Source organism: Hydrocarboniphaga sp. (genome assembly GCF_028291725.1).
Taxonomy (GTDB): domain Bacteria; phylum Pseudomonadota; class Gammaproteobacteria; order Nevskiales; family Nevskiaceae; genus Hydrocarboniphaga.
The window spans coordinates 62203-77571 of sequence record NZ_JAQGNT010000084.1 but is presented as its reverse complement, the minus strand read 5'-3'; the positions used below and the strand labels follow the sequence as shown (position 1 = coordinate 77571).

Below are 15369 nucleotides of genomic sequence, written 5' to 3'. Positions count from 1 at the left end.
TCGGTGCAGCCTCAATCGCGGCTAAGAGCCGCTCCTACAGCCGAGTAGGTTGGGGTGAGCGCAGCGAACCCCAACGGTGCGCCGCGCAATGTTGGGGTTCGCTGCGCTCACCCCAACCTACTCACTGCGCAGGCGCATCAAGCCGACGTCTGCCGGCAACTCATCCAGATTGAATCCCGCTTCGACGCGTGCCGGCCAGTTCACAGGTGGGCGAATCCGCGTCTGGCTATCCGCCAGCAGTTTCAGAAACGTGCCGTTCGGCTCCAGCCCGCGGCCTTCGCAGCACCAGCGAAACCACTGTGTGCCAATGGCGACGTGCCGCACTTCCTCGTCGAGAATCACGCGCAGAATCGCCGCGGTCTCGACGTCGCGCACTTCCTGCAAGCGCGCGATCATGCCGGGCGTCACATCGAGGCCGCGCGCCTCCAGCACGCGCGGCACCAAGGCCATTCGTACCAGCACGTCGTGCGCGGTCTTCTCGGCCTGTTCCCACAGACCGTTATGCGCCGGGAACGCGCCGTAGAAATGCCCCATGGTGTGCAGGCGAGCAGACAGCAGCGCGAAATGCCGGGCCTCGTCGCGCGCGACGCTGAGCCAGTCCTCGTAGTACGAAGCCGGCATGGCGCCGAAGCTCAGACAGGCATCGAGCGCGAGATTCATTGCATTGAACTCGATGTGCGCAATCGCATGGACCAGCGCAGCGCGCCCTTCCGAACTGCCGAGCCCCCGCACCGGCACATCGCGCGGACGCACCAGTTTCAGGCACTCCGGACGGCCGGGTGCGACGCGGACTCGAGCTTGTTTGCGGGCTTGTTTGACACAGGAGTCGTCGTCGATGACGAGACTCGCGACCGCGGCACACTTGGCGGCCGGGTCCTGCAACTGCAGGGCATGCTGCAATCGATCAAGGACGCTGATGGCCCCGTCGATTGCAGCTGCCATAAAGCCTGCTACCGCAACGCCGGCATTATTTGCTGACGTGCTGGTTGACCAGCTTGGTCATCTCGAACATCGTGACCTGATCCTTGCCACCGAAAACCGGCTTGAGCTTGGCATCGGCGTTGATTGCACGCCGATTCGTCGCGTCCTGCAGGTTGTTCTTCTTGATGTAATCCCAAACCTTCTTGGTCAGGTCGGCGCGCGTGATCGGGTCGGAACCGACGATCTCGGCCAGCGCGGCGTCCGGCTTAACCAACTGCGAAATGCCGCCGCGCGGGGCAGCCTTCGTGGTCGCGGTGCCGTCGACTTGCTTAGTGGCCATGCTGATCTCCTTTTCTTAAAGAGGTGAACAATAAACTGTTCGGTGAGTTGATTTTGTCTGTGCCGCGACTTCCGCGGTGCGCAAGCTTACACGGGAGAGGGCCGATATGCTCCCTCCTGCGACTAGCAAAAAGAATGCGGATTGCCCCCAGCCTGGTTCGGACTGCGTTAAGGCCCATTGGTTCGATCGCTTTACACTCGTCGCAACACGCACGATCGCCGCGTTAAGGCTTTACTCAGGCTTTCAGCGCCGTCTGCAGGTCGCGAATCAGGTCCGCCTCGTCCTCGAGGCCCACCGACAGGCGGATCAGACCTTCGCCGATCCCGGCCTTTGCGCGTGCTTCCGCGCTGATCCGGCCATGCGTCGTGGTGGCCGGATGGGTGATCGTCGTACGGGTGTCGCCGAGGTTTGCCGTGATCGAACACAGCCGCGTCTGGTCGATCAGCTTCCACGCCGCCTCGCGGCCACCGCGCACATCGAAAGACACGATGGAGCCGAAGCCGCGCTGCTGGCGCTTGGCGAGTTCGTGCTGCGGATGGGAACTCAGGCCCGGAAAATGGACGCGATCGACCTGCGGCTGCCGTGACAACCATTCCGCAATTCTCTGCGCATTCTGTTCATGCGCGCGCATGCGCACCGCCAGGGTTTCCAGGCCTTTCAGAAAAACCCAGGCGTTGAACGGCGACAGGCAGGGACCTGCAGTGCGCATGAAACCGAAGATGTCTTTGCCTACGCGCTGCGCATCACCGACGATCGCGCCGCCCAGGCAACGCCCCTGCCCGTCGATGAACTTGGTCGCCGAATGGATCACGTAGTCCGCGCCGAGCTTCAAGGGCTGCTGGAATACCGGCGTCAGGAAACAATTGTCGACCGCGAGCAAGGCGCCGTGTGCATGCGCCAGTTCCGCGATGGCGGCTACGTCGGCGATTTCGGTCAGCGGATTCGATGGCGTTTCCAGGAACAGCAGCCGTGTATTCGGCTTGAATCCGGCCTTCCACGACGCGATGTCGGACAGATCCGCGTAGCCGATTTCGATGCCGAGCTTGGCGATGTAGTTGTTGAACAGGTTGATGGTCGATCCGAACAGGCCGTTCGACACCAGCAGATGATCGCCGGTCTTCAGCACGGTCAGAACCAGCGTGAGAATCGCCGCCATACCGCTGGCGGTGGCAACGCAGCTCTCACCACCTTCGAGCCGCGCCAGGCGTTTTTCAAAGGCCTGCACGGTCGGATTGGTGAAGCGGCCGTAGATGTTGCCGGGCTTGTCACCGGCGAAGATCGCGGCGGCTTCGGCGGCGCTACGGAAAGTGAAGCTCGAGGTCGGATAGATCGCCGGCGAATGCTCGCGCTCGGAACCGCGCAGTTCGGCATGGCGAATGCCGAGCGTGGCAAAACCCCATTCGGAATCGTCGATCAAATCGGTGCCGTCGGTGCTCATGGCTTCAACCTTCAGAACGCTGCCAAACGAGCCCGCTTGAAACCCGTTTAGCGAATTTATCGAGACGGTGCGCCGTCTCGATAAATCAAACGGTGCCCTGTCTATAGAAAAAGGCGGGCATGGCCCGCCTTTTTCTATTAAGCGCCCGCAATCAGGAGACAAATCGGCGCGTGCGGCAGTTTAGGTCGGCGGCCTCCTAGGGTCAACGCTCTGCAAGCCCGTAGGTTGGGGTGAGCTTGCGAACCCCAACAACGCGCGGACGAATGTTGGGGTTCGCAATCTCACCCCAACCTACACGGTTTAGAGCCAGTTACCTTGGCTCAACGCGCGCCGGCGTTCTCCAACTCGATCACCGATTGTGCGCTGCTGCCGCGCTTGGCCTTGGCCGCGTCCGACCGGAACAGCTCCAGCTGGTTCAGATATTCCAGGCTGATGTCCTGGGTGATGTATTCGCCGGTGAATACCGAGCAGTCGAAGCGCTGGATGCTCGAATGCTTGTGGCGAACCGCGTCGATCAGGTCGTTGAGATCCTGGTAGATCAGCCGATCCGCGCCGAGCAGCTCCTCGAGCTGCGGAATCGTACGGCCATGCGCGACCAGTTCGGTCGCGGTCGGCATGTCGATGCCGTAGACGTTCGGATAACGCACCGGCGGCGCGGCCGATGCGAAGTAGACCTTGCGGGCGCCGGCGTCGCGCGCCATCTGGATGATCTCCTGGCTGGTGGTGCCGCGCACGATCGAATCGTCGACCAGCAGCACGTTCTTGCCGCGGAATTCGACATCGACCGGATTCAGTTTCTGGCGCACGCCCTTCTTGCGCTGCTCCTGGCCGGGCATGATGAAGGTGCGGCCGATGTAGCGGTTCTTGATGAAGCCTTCGCGGTAGTTCACGCCCAGACGCGCGGCGACTTCGGCGCCGGCGACACGCGAGGTATCCGGGATCGGGATCACCACGTCGATGTCGTGCTCGGGCCATTCACGCAGGATTTTTTCGGCGAGCTTGATGCCCATGCGCAGACGCGCCTTGTAGACGTAGATATCGTCCATCACCGAGTCCGGGCGCGCCAGGTACACGTACTCGAAAATGCACGGCGACAGCACCGAATTCATCGCGCACTGGCGGCGATGCAGTTTGCCGTCCATGTCGACGTAGATCGCCTCGCCCGGCGCGATGTCGTCGAGAAACTCGAAGCCGAGCGCGTTCAGCGCAACCGACTCCGAGGCGATCATGTATTCCTTGCCCTGCGGCGAATCGCGCCAGCCGTAGCACACCGGACGGATGCCGAATGGATCGCGGAAACCGATCAGGCCATAACCGCTGATCATCGCGACCACCGCATAGGCGCCACGACAGCGGCGATGCACGCCGGATACTCCGGCAAAAATATCTTCCGCCGTCAGCCGCAACTTGCTCTGGATCTGCAGCTCGTGCGCGAACACGTTGAGCAATACTTCGGAGTCGGATTCGGTATTCAGATGCCGGCGATCTTCGGCGAACAGCTCCTGCTTCAGCTCTTCGGCATTGGTTAAATTTCCGTTATGCGACAGCGAAATGCCGAACGGCATGTTGGTGTAGAACGGCTGCGCCTCAGCCGAACTGGCGGCGCCCGCGGTCGGATAGCGCACGTGGCCGATACCGATCGGCCCGCGCAGGCGCGTCATGTGCTCGTCCTTGTTGAACACGTCGCGCACCAGGCCATTGTCCTTGCGCAGGTGCAGGCGATGGCCTTCGTTGGTGATGATGCCCGCGGCGTCCTGGCCGCGGTGTTGCAGCATCGTCAATGCGTCATACAACTCTTGATTCACGGCTTGATGCGAGTAGATGCCGACGATGCCGCACATGTTGACCCCGGGGCGTGCCGAAACGATGGTAGGAGAAACTAATTCGGAGAACCGACAGGCTCGTCGATGATGGGGGCGGATTCACCCGATTCATCAGCAGCCTTGAGTTCATTGGAAAGCGTGTCGGACTGGAGCTGGTCGATCCAGCGCGGCGGGATCAGCACGCGCAGGCCATCGGCCAGCCATTGAAACTGGTCGAGCAGCAGGGACTTCTGCCACCAGGGATCGTGGCGCGCCGGCGTCGTACCGGCGATCAGGATGAACAGCGCCACCAGCACCGCACCGCGGATCACGCCGAAGCCGCCACCGAGCGTGCGGTCGGTCGAAGACAGCGCGCTGGCACGCATGAAGCGCACGATCAACGCGGTGATGATGCCTCCGATCAGCAGGCCGCCCAGGAACAGCAGCGCGTAGGCCGCTGCGATGCGTACCGAAGGCACGCTGATATAGGGACCGAGTTTGACCGCAGCCGCTGCCGAGAACGCCACCGCCAGCCAGATCGCCAGTATCCAGGTGAGCAGGCCCAACGTTTCGCGGGCAAAACCGCGGATGACGCCGACGATCGTGGACACCACCAACAGACCCACGATGCAATAGTCCACCCAGATCATTACGTGTCCGACTCGCAGCGGTGCCTTATTTTAGCACTCCCGCTTGCACAGCCGCGGTCGCCGATGCTAGACAGATGAGCCCAAGGCAAATGGACCGCCCCGGGTTTCACTCCGGCTACGGTGAACCGAGCAGTAGCCCGGGTAAAACCCGGGATTGGCACTCGCGGTGCTCAGCGCCCGAGGCGATCGAGCAGCGCCTTCTCCACCGCGCCGCGCTCGGCCTCGACCTGGACCACGCCCTTGAGGCCGTCCTTGACGATGATGTCCGGGTCCTTCAGGCCGTTGCCGGTCAAGGTGCAGACCACGGTCGAGCCCTGGGCGATCTTGCCGGCGCGGATGTCGCGCAGCGCGCCGCACAGCGAGGCCGCCGAAGCCGGCTCGCAGAAAATGCCGTCGAGTTCGGCCAGATGGCGCTGGGTGTGCAGGATCTCGGCATCCAGGCATTCATCGAACCAGCCTCCGGACTCCCGCTGCACTGCCCAGGCCAGATCCCAGGACTGCGGATCGCCGATGCGGATCGCGGTCGCCACCGTCTCAGGATCACGCACAGGCCCGCCGCGCATGAACGGCGCGCTGCCGACGGCCTGGTAGCCGCACATCTTCGGGCGTGTATCGGTCAGCGTGTCGCGGGCGTAGTGCTGCAGCTCGGCCGGCAGCCGGTTGATCGTGGTGGCGAAGCCCGAGACCTCGCTGTAGCCGAGCCAATGCGCGCTGATGTTGCCGGCATTGCCGACCGGGATGCAGTGATAGTCCGGCGCGCGGCCGAGCGCCTCGACGATCTCGAAGGCGGCGGTCTTCTGGCCTTGCAGCCGGTACGGATTGATCGAGTTGACGATCGCCACCGGGGCGGTCTCGGCAACTTCTTTGACCAGGCGCATGCCATCGTCGAAGTTGCCACGGATCTGCACGACCACGGCGCCGTGCACAATTGCCTGGGCGAGCTTGCCGAGCGCGATCTTGCCTTCGGGGATCAGCACGAACGCCGTGATGCCGGCGCGCGCGGCATAGGCCGCGGCTGCGGCCGAGGTATTGCCAGTAGACGCGCAGATGATCGCCTTCGCGCCTTCACGAACCGCCTGCGTGACCGCGACGGTCATGCCGCGATCCTTGAACGAGCCGGTCGGATTCAGCCCTTCGAACTTCACGTACAGCTCGCCTTCGAAACCGGCGGTCTTGGCGACGCGGTCGAGCTTGATCAGCGGCGTGCGGCCTTCACCGAGGCTGATCGCGCGGGTATCCGGCGTCAGCGGCAGGCGGGAGCGGTAGTGTTCGACAAGGCCGGTATAACGACTCATTTTAAAAATACTCGACACGGAAGCGAGAGATGTCCTGACGCACGAAAGGCAGCTGACGCACCCGCTTCAGCGCCTCGTTGAAACGATGTTCCGGTACCTGCGAGGTGATCACCGCGACGCTGGCGTCGGCGCCGTCGTGCGGCTCCTTCTGCAGGATCGCTTCGATGCTGATGTCGAGTTCGGCGAGGATTGAGGTGATCGCCTTGAGCACGCCGGGTTCGTCGGCAACGGTGACGCGCAGGTAATGCGCGCTGACCACGTCGTCGAGTGCCATCACCGACAGCTCGCACATCGACGCCGGCTGGAACGCCAGCGCCGGCACGTGATGACGCGCGTCGGAGCCGAGTGCGCGCGCCACGTCGACCAGATCGGCAACGATGGCCGAAGCGGTCGCATCACCGCCTGCACCGCGGCCATACAGGCCGATCTGCCCGACCGCATTGCCCTGCAGCAGGATCGTGTTGAGCACGCCGTCGACCTTGGCGAGCAGGCGATCTTCGGGAACCAGCGTCGCATGGGCACGCAGCTCGACACCGGCTTGCGTGCGCTTGGCGATGCCCAGATGCTTGATCCGGTAGCCCAGCGCGCGCGCGATCTTGATGTCCTGCGGCGTGACCTTGGTGATGCCTTCGACCGACACCTTGTCGAACGACAGCGGCATGCCGAACGCGATGCTCGCCAGGATCGTCAGCTTGTGCGCGGCATCGACGCCCTCGACATCGAAAGTCGGATCGGCTTCGGCATAACCCAGGCGCTGCGCATCGGCGAGCGCGTCCTCGAAAGCCTGCCCCTTCTCGCTCATCTGCGTCAGGATGTAGTTGCAGGTGCCGTTGATGATGCCAGCCAGCGCCTCGATGCGATTGCCAGCCAGGCCCTCGCGGATCGCCTTGATCACCGGGATGCCGCCGCCGACGCTGGCCTCGAACGCGACCATCACGCCGCGGCGCTGCGCGGCTTCGAAAATCGCATTGCCCTGCAGCGCGAGCAGCGCCTTGTTGGCGGTGACCACCGGCTTGCCGCGCTCGATCGCGGCCAGCACCAGCTCTTTCGCTGGCGACAAACCGCCGATGGCTTCGACGATCACGTCGACATCGGCATGCGCCGCGACCTGCATCGCATCGGCGACGATCTCGATGCCGGCCAGCGACACCTCACGAGCGCGCGACACATCGCGCGCCGACGCATGCGTGACGACGACGCTGCGGCCGACGCGGCGTGCGATTTCCTCGGCGTTCCTCGACAGGATGCGAACCACGCCCTGCCCGACCGTGCCCAGGCCGAGCAGGCCGACACGCAGCGGCGCGGCGCTCACGGCGCAGCTGCCGGCGGCGGCTCGGCGATCACCGGCGCGCCCTTCGACAGCAGCCGCTTGATGCCGCGCACCGCCTGCCGCGTGCGGTGCTCGTTCTCGATCAGCGCGAAGCGCACGTGGTCGTCGCCGTAGTCGCCGAAGCCGGCGCCCGGCGACACTGCGACCTTGGCTACACTCAGCAGCAGCTTGGCGAATTCGATCGAACCCATCGCCTGAAACGCTTCCGGAATCTTCGCCCAGACGAACATCGTCGCCTTCGGTTTGCTCACATGCCAGCCGATCGAGTTCAGACCTTCGCACAGCACGTCGCGGCGCTTGCGATACATCTCGGTGATCTCGGCGACGCATTCCTGCGGGCCTTCGAGCGCGGCGATCGCGGCGATCTGGATCGGCAGGAACATGCCGTAGTCCAGGTAGCTCTTGATGCGCGCGAGCGCGGCGACCAGGGTCGGGTTGCCAACCATGAAACCGACACGCCAGCCCGGCATGTTGTAGCTCTTGCTGAGCGTGAAAAACTCGACCGCCAGATCCTTGGCGCCCGCCACCTGCATCACGCTCGGCGCGTGATAGCCGTCGAACACGATGTCGGCATACGCCAGATCGTGCACCAGCCACATCTCGTTTTCGCGGCAGATCGCGACCGCCTTCTCGAAGAAATCCAGATCCACGCACTGCGCGGTCGGGTTCGCCGGGAAATTCAGGATCAGCATCTTCGGCGCCGGCCAGCTTTCCTTGACCGCGCGCTGCAGCTCCTCAAAAAAGTCCACGTCCGGCGTCATCTTGACGTGGCGCACGTCGGCACCGGCCAGCACCACGCCGTAGGGATGGATCGGATAGGCCGGGTTCGGCACCATCACCACGTCGCCCTGGCCCAGCGTCGCGAACGCCAGGTGCGCCAGGCCTTCCTTGGAGCCGATGGTCGCGATCACTTCCGAGTTCGGGTCCAGATCGACGTCATAGCGGTTCTTGTACCAGCGCGCCATCGCGCGGCGCAGCCGCGGGATGCCCTTGCTCAGCGAATAGCGATGCGTATGCGTGCCGTCTTCGTCGATCAGCTCCGGGCGCACGTAATCGCTGTCGGTGCCGCGCACCGCCGCTTCCACCAGCTTGTCGACGATATGCTTGGGCGTCGGCTGGTCCGGGTTGCCCATGCTGAAGTCGATGATGTCCTCGCCACGAGCTCGAGCTGCGGCCTTGAGGTCACCAACGATGTTGAAGACGTACGGCGGCAGGCGCTGGATGCGCGGAAAGTTGGCTTTCACGACACTCGCTTTGGTGGTGGGGAAATAGGTTCGAAGCGGCCGGCGGCCGCGGGCTCGAAGCGGCCGGCGGCCGCGAGGGGGCGCGTATTATCGAGGTCGCGCCCCCGGCTTTCAATGCGCGCTGCGCACCCGCGGCGGCTATCCGACGTAACTGACCCGCCAGATCCGCCCGGCCTCGTCGTCCGAGATCAGCAGCGAGCCGTCCGGCATCTGCAGCACGTCGGCCGGGCGGCCGCTGACCTTCTCGTCCTGCAGCCAGCCCTCGACGAAGGGCTGCTGCCCGACCACCTTGCCGTCGACGACACGCAGCCGCTGCACGCGATAGCCGTTCTTTTTCGTGCGGTTCCAGGAACCGTGCTCGGCGACGAAGACATTGCCGCGATATTCGGCCGGGAACTGGCTGCCGGTGTAGAACGCCATTCCCAGGGGCGCGACATGCGGGCCGAGCAGCGCGGCCGGCGGCTTGGCCGACGAGCAGCCGCCGGGCCTGCCGTACTCGGGGTCGGCGATCGTGCCGGCGTGGCAATACGGAAAGCCGAAATCCTCCCCCGGTTTGGCGAGCACGTTGAGCTCGCAGGACGGCATGTCGTCGCCGAGCATGTCGCGACCGTTTTCGGTGAACCACAGCTTCTGCGTCGCCGGGTCCCAATCGAAGCCGACCGAATTGCGCACGCCGCGGGCGACGATCTCCCAGTTGCGGCCATCGGCGTCCATCCGCGTGATGCTGCCGAACTGCAGATTTTTGCCATCCCGGCTGAAGCTCTCCAGCTCGCAGACGTTGCAGGGCGCGCCGATCGCGACGTACAGCTTGCCGTCGGGGCCGAAGGCGATGAAGCGCCAGCCATGGTGGGTCTTGTCCGGCAGGTCGCTGCGGACCGCGACCGGCCTGGGCGGCGCGTCCAGATGCTGCTCGATCGCCGGCAGCTTCCAGATCCGCTGCACTTCGGCCACATACAGGTCGCCGTCGCGGAACGCGATCCCGCTGGGCATGTTCAGGCCCTCGGCCAACACCGTGATCTTGTCCGGGCGGCCGTCGGCATTGGTATCGCGCAGCGCGTAAACCTTGCCGGCGCCGCGGCTGCCGACGAACAGCGTGCCATGCTCGCCCAGCGCCATCGCGCGAGCATTGGCAACGCCATCCACCCAGATCTCGATCTTGAAACCGGGCGGCAGCTTCAGCACCGGCGGCGCTTGAATTTCGGCTCGCGGGGAACCACTGAGCGATAGCAGCATCGATATCAGGGCGACTCGTTTGAATTCCCGCCAATTCATAGACTTTCTCTATCTCTGGAATAAGGAATTATCGTTACCCCTATCGACTGCCGATCTCTAGAATGCCCGGGTACGGTGGCCAGTTCGGCCCGCATTGAAGCAGACGTCGCCACCTGAGCTGTATCCCAACAAGATCATTCAAGGAGTAGCACGATGAGCGTATTGGTCAACCGCACCGCCCCGGATTTTACTGCCGCCGCCGTCATGGGCGATGGCAGCATCACGGAAACCTTCAAACTCTCCGACTACCGCGGCAAGTACGTGGTTCTGTTCTTCTGGCCGCTGGACTTCACGTTCGTGTGTCCGTCCGAAATCATCGCCCACGAAAACCGCCGCAAGGCATTCGAAGAGCGCGGCGTGCAGTTGGTCGGCGTATCGATCGACAGCCAGTTCACCCACTACGCCTGGCGCTCCACGTCGGCGGACAAGGGTGGCATCGGCGAAGTCGGCTTCCCGATGGTGGCCGACGTCAACCACGAAATCGTCCGCGCCTACGGCGTCGAGCATCAGGGCGGCGTCGCGTTCCGCGCCTCGTTCCTGATCGACAAGGAAGGCGTCGTGCAGCACCAGGTCGTCAATAACCTGCCGCTGGGCCGCGAAGTCGACGAGATGCTGCGCCTGGTCGATGCGCTGCAGTTCACCGAGCAGTACGGCGAAGTCTGCCCGGCCGGCTGGAAGAAGGGCGACGAAGGCATGAAACCGACCGCCGACGGCGTCGCCAAGTACCTCGCCAAGCACGCCGCCGAGCTGTAGCCGCAGGCAGCCGAAGCAAGCCTTACAAGGGCGGGAGCCGTGTGCGCTCCCGCCTTCTCCCGGGATTCCAAGATTCCAAGATTCACCACCAAGCCTCACCAAAAAGACAAGAGAAAAACCATGAGCACTGTCACGAACAGTCATCACCGCCTGGTCATCCTGGGCTCCGGCCCCGCCGGATACACCGCCGCAGTCTATGCGGCGCGCGCCAACCTGAAGCCGGCGCTGATCACCGGCCTCGAGCAGGGCGGCCAGCTCATGACCACCACCGAGGTCGACAACTGGCCCGGCGACGTCGAAGGCCTGATGGGCCCGGCGCTGATGGACCGCATGCAGAAGCATGCCGAGCGCTTCGACACCGCGTTGATCTACGACCATATCCACGAAGTGGATCTGAAGACCCGCCCGTTCAAGCTGCGCGGCGATCAGGGCGAATACACCGCCGATGCGCTGATCATCTGCACCGGCGCCAGCGCCAAGTACCTGGGCATCCCGTCCGAACAGACTTTCCGCGGCAAGGGCGTCAGCGCCTGCGCCACCTGCGACGGGTTCTTCTACAAGGGCCAGGACGTGGCCGTGATCGGCGGCGGCAACACCGCGGTCGAAGAGGCGCTGTATCTGGCCAACATCGCCAACAAGGTCACCGTCGTGCATCGCCGCGACAAGTTCAAGGGCGAGAAGATCCTGCACGACAAGCTGTTCAAGCGGGTTGCCGAGGGCAAGGTCGAAATCCTGTGGGATTCGGGGTTGGAGGAAGTGCTCGGCGATGCGTCCGGCGTGACCGGCATGCGCGCCAAAAACCTGAAGACCGGCGAAACCCGCGACGTGACACTGAAAGGCGTGTTCATCGCGATCGGCCATCACCCGAACACCTCGATCTTCGAAGGCCAGCTGACGATGAATGGCGGCTACATCAAGGTGCAGGGTGGCACCAGCGGCGACGCGACGCAGACCAGCGTCGAGGGCGTGTTCGCCGCCGGTGACGTGATGGATCACGTCTATCGCCAGGCCATCACCAGTGCTGGCACCGGCTGCCAGGCGGCGCTGGATGCCGAGCGCTATCTGGACAAGCTCGACTCGCAGCACTGACTCGTAGGTCGGCAATCCCTTGCCGACCTGTACGGTCAATACGCAACCGGGGGCCTCACGTCGGCAAGGGATTGCCGACCTACGCTAATCGGTCACTCTGCACGCTTGATGTCTTCAAAATAAAGCCCTGGTCTCCGGGGCTTTTGTTTTTTCGCGTTTGGCAAGTCTTGTCAAAACGCGCCGGGACCGTCAGCCTTGGCTCACCTGCGTTGTCGCGCGCCTCGGAATTCCTGATCGATGAAGATGAAGCTCTACTGCAGCCCGACGTCGCCGTATGTGCGCAAAGTCCGGGTAGTCGCTGCAGAGCTGGGACTGACCGACCTGATCGAAGAGATCATCGTCGACCCGCATGCGTCACCGGTGGAACTGCTCGCGGTCAACCCTTTGTCGAAGATCCCGGTGCTGGTCACCGAGCGCGGCGAGACCTTGCCCGACTCGAGTCTGATCATCGAATACCTGCTAACCCGCGGCCGCGGTGTCACCGGCATTCCACGCGGCAGCAAACGCTGGTCGGCCTTGCGCTGCGAAAAAATCGCGGACGGCATCATCGATGCCGCGGTGGCAACGGTGATGGAAAAACGGCGCCCCGAGAGCATCGTCTACACCGTGCACCTCGATCGGCAGGCGGCGCTGATCGCGCGCGCGCTGGAGTTGTTAAATAACGAGACCCCGGGCTTCGAGCCCGAGGCGCCGAGCGTGGTCGAGATCAGCGTCGGCGTCGCACTCGGCTACCTGGATTTGCGCATGCCGTATCTGGAATGGCGCAAGTCGCACGAGGCGCTGGCCAACTGGTACACCGGGTTTGCACAACGTGCCTCGATGGTGCGCAGCCAGCCGCCGGTAGTATAGGGTTTTGCCACTCCGCCGACGGCTGTCGTCGCTGCTGTTGTCACTGCTGCTGCTGAGCGGCTGCGCAAACTTCGGGCACCGGCCGCCACCGGCCGAAATCAGCGAAACCCGCCGCGAGATCGTGCTTGAAGCACTAGGCCAGATCGGGCGGCCGTATCGCTACGGCGGCACCACGCCGGAAGGCTTCGATTGCAGCGGGCTCGCGCGTTACGTCTACGCCCAGTCGGGCGTCGAAATTCCGCGCTCGACCAGCGAGCAGCACGCTTTCGGCAAGATCATCTCGCTCGAAGACGCACAGCCCGGCGATCTGCTGTTTTACCATTTCAATCGCAGCCTACGCGTTGATCATGTCGCGATCTACCTCGGCGAAGGCCAGGCAGTTCACGCGCCAGCTAATGGCAGGATGGTATTGGTCGCCAGCGTCGACGACCCCTCATGGACCAAGCGCTTCGTCGATGTCGTGCGCGTGATTCCATAGGGCGGGCCGCGGCCCGCCCTATGGAATCAGCCGAGCAGGATCTTGCTGGCTCCCTGCCCCAGTATCAGCTTGTTCAGACGCTTGACGAAACCCGCCGGGTCTTCGAGCTGGCCGCCTTCGGCAAGCACCGCCTGGCCGTACAGAATCTCGGCGAGATCGGCGAACGCGGCCTCGTCGCCGGAGGTTTCCTTCAGGCGCTCGACCAGCGGATGCTCGGGGTTCAGCTCCAGAATCGGCTTGACATCGGGCGCGCTTTCACCCGACTGCTTCAGGATTTCTAGCAGCTGACGCGATAGGCCGTGCTCCGGTGCGACCAGGCAGGACGGCGACTCGGTCAGACGCGCCGACACGCGCGCGCTGGCGATGCGCGAGTTCAGCGCCTTCGGCAGCAGTTCGAGCACGGTCTTGAAGTCGGCTTCATGCCTGGCCTTGTCGAAAGTCTCGATCTTGCCGGCCGCTTCCGCATCGCCACGCGCCGCGGATTCGAGCTTCTTGTTCTGGAATTCGGTCAGATGGCCGACGACCCATTCGTCGATGCGATCCGACAGCAGCAGCACCTCGTAGCCGACCTTGCGGAAGCCTTCCAGATGCGGGCTGTTGCGCAGTGCGCTCGATGATTCGCCGGTCAGATACAGAATCTTTTCCTGGCCGGCCGGCATGCGCGCGACGTACTCGTCCAGCGACACGCTCTGCGCGTCGGGCGTGGTGGTGCTGGCAAAGCGCAGCAGCTTGGCGATGCGCTCGCGATTTGCGTTGTCCTCGACGACGCCTTCCTTCAGCACCTTGCCGAACTGCGTCCAGAAGGTCTTGAAGTCCTCGGGCTTGTTCGCGGCGAGATCGTCGAGCAGATCGAGCACGCGCTTGACCAGCGCCGCGCGGATCTTGTCGACGGTGCGATTGCCCTGCAGGATTTCGCGCGACACGTTCAGCGGCAGATCGGCAGTGTCGACCAGGCCGCGCACGAAGCGTAAGTAAGGCGGCAGCAACTCGGCCGCGCGATCCATGATGAAGACGCGCTTCACATACAGCTTGACGCCGCGCTGCTGCTCGCGATCCCAGAGATCAAAGGGCGCGCGCTGCGGGATGTACAGCAGCGAGGTGTATTCGAGGTTGCCTTCGACTTTCTGGTGCGTCCAGGCCAGCGGCGGCTCGTAGTCGTGGCTCAGGTGCTCGTAGAAACTCTTGTAGTCGTCCTCGGAGATTTCGGACTTCGGCCGCGTCCACAGCGCGCGCGCCTGGTTGATCGCCTCCGGCTCGCCTTCGGCGCGGCGCAGCTTGATCGGCAGGCCGATGTGGTCCGAATAGCGGCGCACGATTTCCAGCAGCCGGCTTTCTTCCAGGAATTCCTTCTCGTCCTCGCGCAGATGCAGCGTCACTTCGGTGCCGCGGTCCTGCTTGCTACCGGCCTCGATGCTGTAGTCGCCTTCGCCGCTCGACTCCCAGATCACCGACTCGTCGACATCCGCACGCTTGGTCTTCACGGTGACGCGGTCGGCGACGATGAAGGCCGAGTAGAAACCGACGCCGAACTGGCCGATCAGCTGGGCGTCCTTGGCCTGGTCGCCGGACAGCGATTCCATGAATTTTTTGGTGCCGGAGCGGGCGATGGTGCCGAGGTTGTCGATCACGTCTTCGCGCGACATGCCGATGCCGTTGTCGCGGATCGTCAGCGTGCCGGTGAACTTGTCGATCTGCAGCTCGACCGCCAGTTCAGCCTCGCCCAGCAGCTCCGGCTTCTGGATCGCGGCGAAGCGCAGCTTGTCGCAGGCGTCGCTGGCATTGCTGATCAGCTCGCGCAGGAAGATTTCCTTGTTCGAGTACAACGAGTGGATCATCAGACGCAGCAGCGAGCGCGTCTCGGTCTGGAATTCGTGGCGTTCGGCAGTCATGGCTTCGGTTGGTTTGCGT

14 protein-coding genes are annotated in these 15369 nt (G+C 63.8%); 4 read left to right on the top strand and 10 right to left on the bottom strand.

All coding sequences use genetic code 11. The features are described 5' to 3' along the window. Window positions 1-117: 117 nt before the first annotated feature. The 9 genes from JWQ90_RS22075 to JWQ90_RS22035 form a co-directional block, all read right to left on the bottom strand. A complete protein-coding gene (locus tag JWQ90_RS22075) occupies window positions 118-942 on the bottom strand; it encodes a ferritin-like domain-containing protein (RefSeq protein WP_299697153.1) in 825 nt (274 codons plus the stop codon). A gap of 25 nt (window positions 943-967) precedes the next feature. Then, complete coding sequence (locus JWQ90_RS22070; protein WP_299697152.1) at window positions 968-1261, bottom strand: SWIB/MDM2 domain-containing protein; 294 nt, start codon at window positions 1259-1261, stop codon at window positions 968-970. Between the two features lie 235 nt (window positions 1262-1496). After that, window positions 1497-2699, bottom strand: coding sequence for an O-succinylhomoserine sulfhydrylase (locus JWQ90_RS22065; protein ID WP_299697151.1), 1203 nt, complete (start codon window positions 2697-2699; stop codon window positions 1497-1499). A 320-nt stretch (window positions 2700-3019) separates the two neighbouring features. After that, complete coding sequence (purF, locus tag JWQ90_RS22060; protein WP_299697150.1) at window positions 3020-4540, bottom strand: amidophosphoribosyltransferase; 1521 nt, start codon at window positions 4538-4540, stop codon at window positions 3020-3022. A gap of 38 nt (window positions 4541-4578) precedes the next feature. Beyond that, on the bottom strand, window positions 4579-5151 hold the full coding sequence (locus tag JWQ90_RS22055; protein ID WP_299697149.1) for a CvpA family protein: 573 nt from the start codon (window positions 5149-5151) through the stop codon (window positions 4579-4581). Between the two features lie 170 nt (window positions 5152-5321). After that, complete coding sequence (thrC, locus tag JWQ90_RS22050) at window positions 5322-6446, bottom strand: threonine synthase (protein ID WP_299697148.1); 1125 nt, start codon at window positions 6444-6446, stop codon at window positions 5322-5324. 1 nt (window position 6447) lies between these two features. Beyond that, window positions 6448-7758 carry a homoserine dehydrogenase gene (locus tag JWQ90_RS22045; RefSeq protein WP_299697147.1) on the bottom strand — a complete coding sequence of 437 codons (1311 nt, stop codon included), beginning with the start codon at window positions 7756-7758 and terminating at the stop codon, window positions 6448-6450. Continuing rightward, the gene (alaC, locus tag JWQ90_RS22040) at window positions 7755-9020 is read right to left on the bottom strand and encodes an alanine transaminase (RefSeq protein WP_299697146.1); all 1266 of its coding nucleotides are present in this window, start codon (window positions 9018-9020) and stop codon (window positions 7755-7757) included. The genes JWQ90_RS22045 and alaC overlap by 4 nt, the downstream gene beginning before the upstream one ends. 138 nt (window positions 9021-9158) lie before the next feature. Continuing rightward, window positions 9159-10292 (bottom strand): sorbosone dehydrogenase family protein, encoded by a 1134-nt coding sequence (locus JWQ90_RS22035; protein WP_299697145.1) that lies wholly within the window; start codon window positions 10290-10292, stop codon window positions 9159-9161. Window positions 10293-10445: 153 nt separating this feature from the next. On the opposite strand from JWQ90_RS22035, the gene JWQ90_RS22030 reads away from it, so the two are divergent. From JWQ90_RS22030 to JWQ90_RS22015, 4 genes are all read left to right on the top strand, one after another. Then, window positions 10446-11045 (top strand): peroxiredoxin, encoded by a 600-nt coding sequence (locus JWQ90_RS22030; RefSeq protein ID WP_299697144.1) that lies wholly within the window; start codon window positions 10446-10448, stop codon window positions 11043-11045. A gap of 120 nt (window positions 11046-11165) precedes the next feature. Then, window positions 11166-12134, top strand: a complete 969-nt coding sequence (gene trxB / locus JWQ90_RS22025; protein WP_299697143.1) for a thioredoxin-disulfide reductase — start codon at window positions 11166-11168, stop codon at window positions 12132-12134. Between the two features lie 237 nt (window positions 12135-12371). Beyond that, entirely contained in the window at window positions 12372-12983 is a 612-nt protein-coding gene (locus tag JWQ90_RS22020; RefSeq protein ID WP_299697142.1) for a glutathione S-transferase, read from the top strand. Window positions 12984-12987: 4 nt separating this feature from the next. Next, a complete protein-coding gene (locus JWQ90_RS22015) occupies window positions 12988-13461 on the top strand; it encodes a C40 family peptidase (protein WP_299697141.1) in 474 nt (157 codons plus the stop codon). 26 nt (window positions 13462-13487) lie between these two features. On the opposite strand, the gene htpG is transcribed toward JWQ90_RS22015, so the two are convergent. After that, the gene (gene htpG / locus JWQ90_RS22010) at window positions 13488-15350 is read right to left on the bottom strand and encodes a molecular chaperone HtpG (RefSeq protein ID WP_299697140.1); all 1863 of its coding nucleotides are present in this window, start codon (window positions 15348-15350) and stop codon (window positions 13488-13490) included. Window positions 15351-15369 lie beyond the last annotated feature (19 nt).

What these genes read in the sequence shown, in the direction of transcription:
- htpG (WP_299697140.1), bottom strand. Translation starts at nt 15,350, where the DNA reads ATGACTGCCGAACGCCACGAATTCCAGACCGAGACGCGCTCGCTGCTG.
- JWQ90_RS22075 (WP_299697153.1), bottom strand. Translation starts at nt 942, where the DNA reads ATGGCAGCTGCAATCGACGGGGCCATCAGCGTCCTTGATCGATTGCAG.
- purF (WP_299697150.1), bottom strand. Translation starts at nt 4,540, where the DNA reads ATGTGCGGCATCGTCGGCATCTACTCGCATCAAGCCGTGAATCAAGAG.
- JWQ90_RS22030 (WP_299697144.1), top strand. Translation starts at nt 10,446, where the DNA reads ATGAGCGTATTGGTCAACCGCACCGCCCCGGATTTTACTGCCGCCGCC.
- thrC (WP_299697148.1), bottom strand. Translation starts at nt 6,446, where the DNA reads ATGAGTCGTTATACCGGCCTTGTCGAACACTACCGCTCCCGCCTGCCG.
- trxB (WP_299697143.1), top strand. Translation starts at nt 11,166, where the DNA reads ATGAGCACTGTCACGAACAGTCATCACCGCCTGGTCATCCTGGGCTCC.
- JWQ90_RS22055 (WP_299697149.1), bottom strand. Translation starts at nt 5,151, where the DNA reads ATGATCTGGGTGGACTATTGCATCGTGGGTCTGTTGGTGGTGTCCACG.
- JWQ90_RS22065 (WP_299697151.1), bottom strand. Translation starts at nt 2,699, where the DNA reads ATGAGCACCGACGGCACCGATTTGATCGACGATTCCGAATGGGGTTTT.
- JWQ90_RS22070 (WP_299697152.1), bottom strand. Translation starts at nt 1,261, where the DNA reads ATGGCCACTAAGCAAGTCGACGGCACCGCGACCACGAAGGCTGCCCCG.
- JWQ90_RS22020 (WP_299697142.1), top strand. Translation starts at nt 12,372, where the DNA reads ATGAAGATGAAGCTCTACTGCAGCCCGACGTCGCCGTATGTGCGCAAA.
- JWQ90_RS22035 (WP_299697145.1), bottom strand. Translation starts at nt 10,292, where the DNA reads ATGAATTGGCGGGAATTCAAACGAGTCGCCCTGATATCGATGCTGCTA.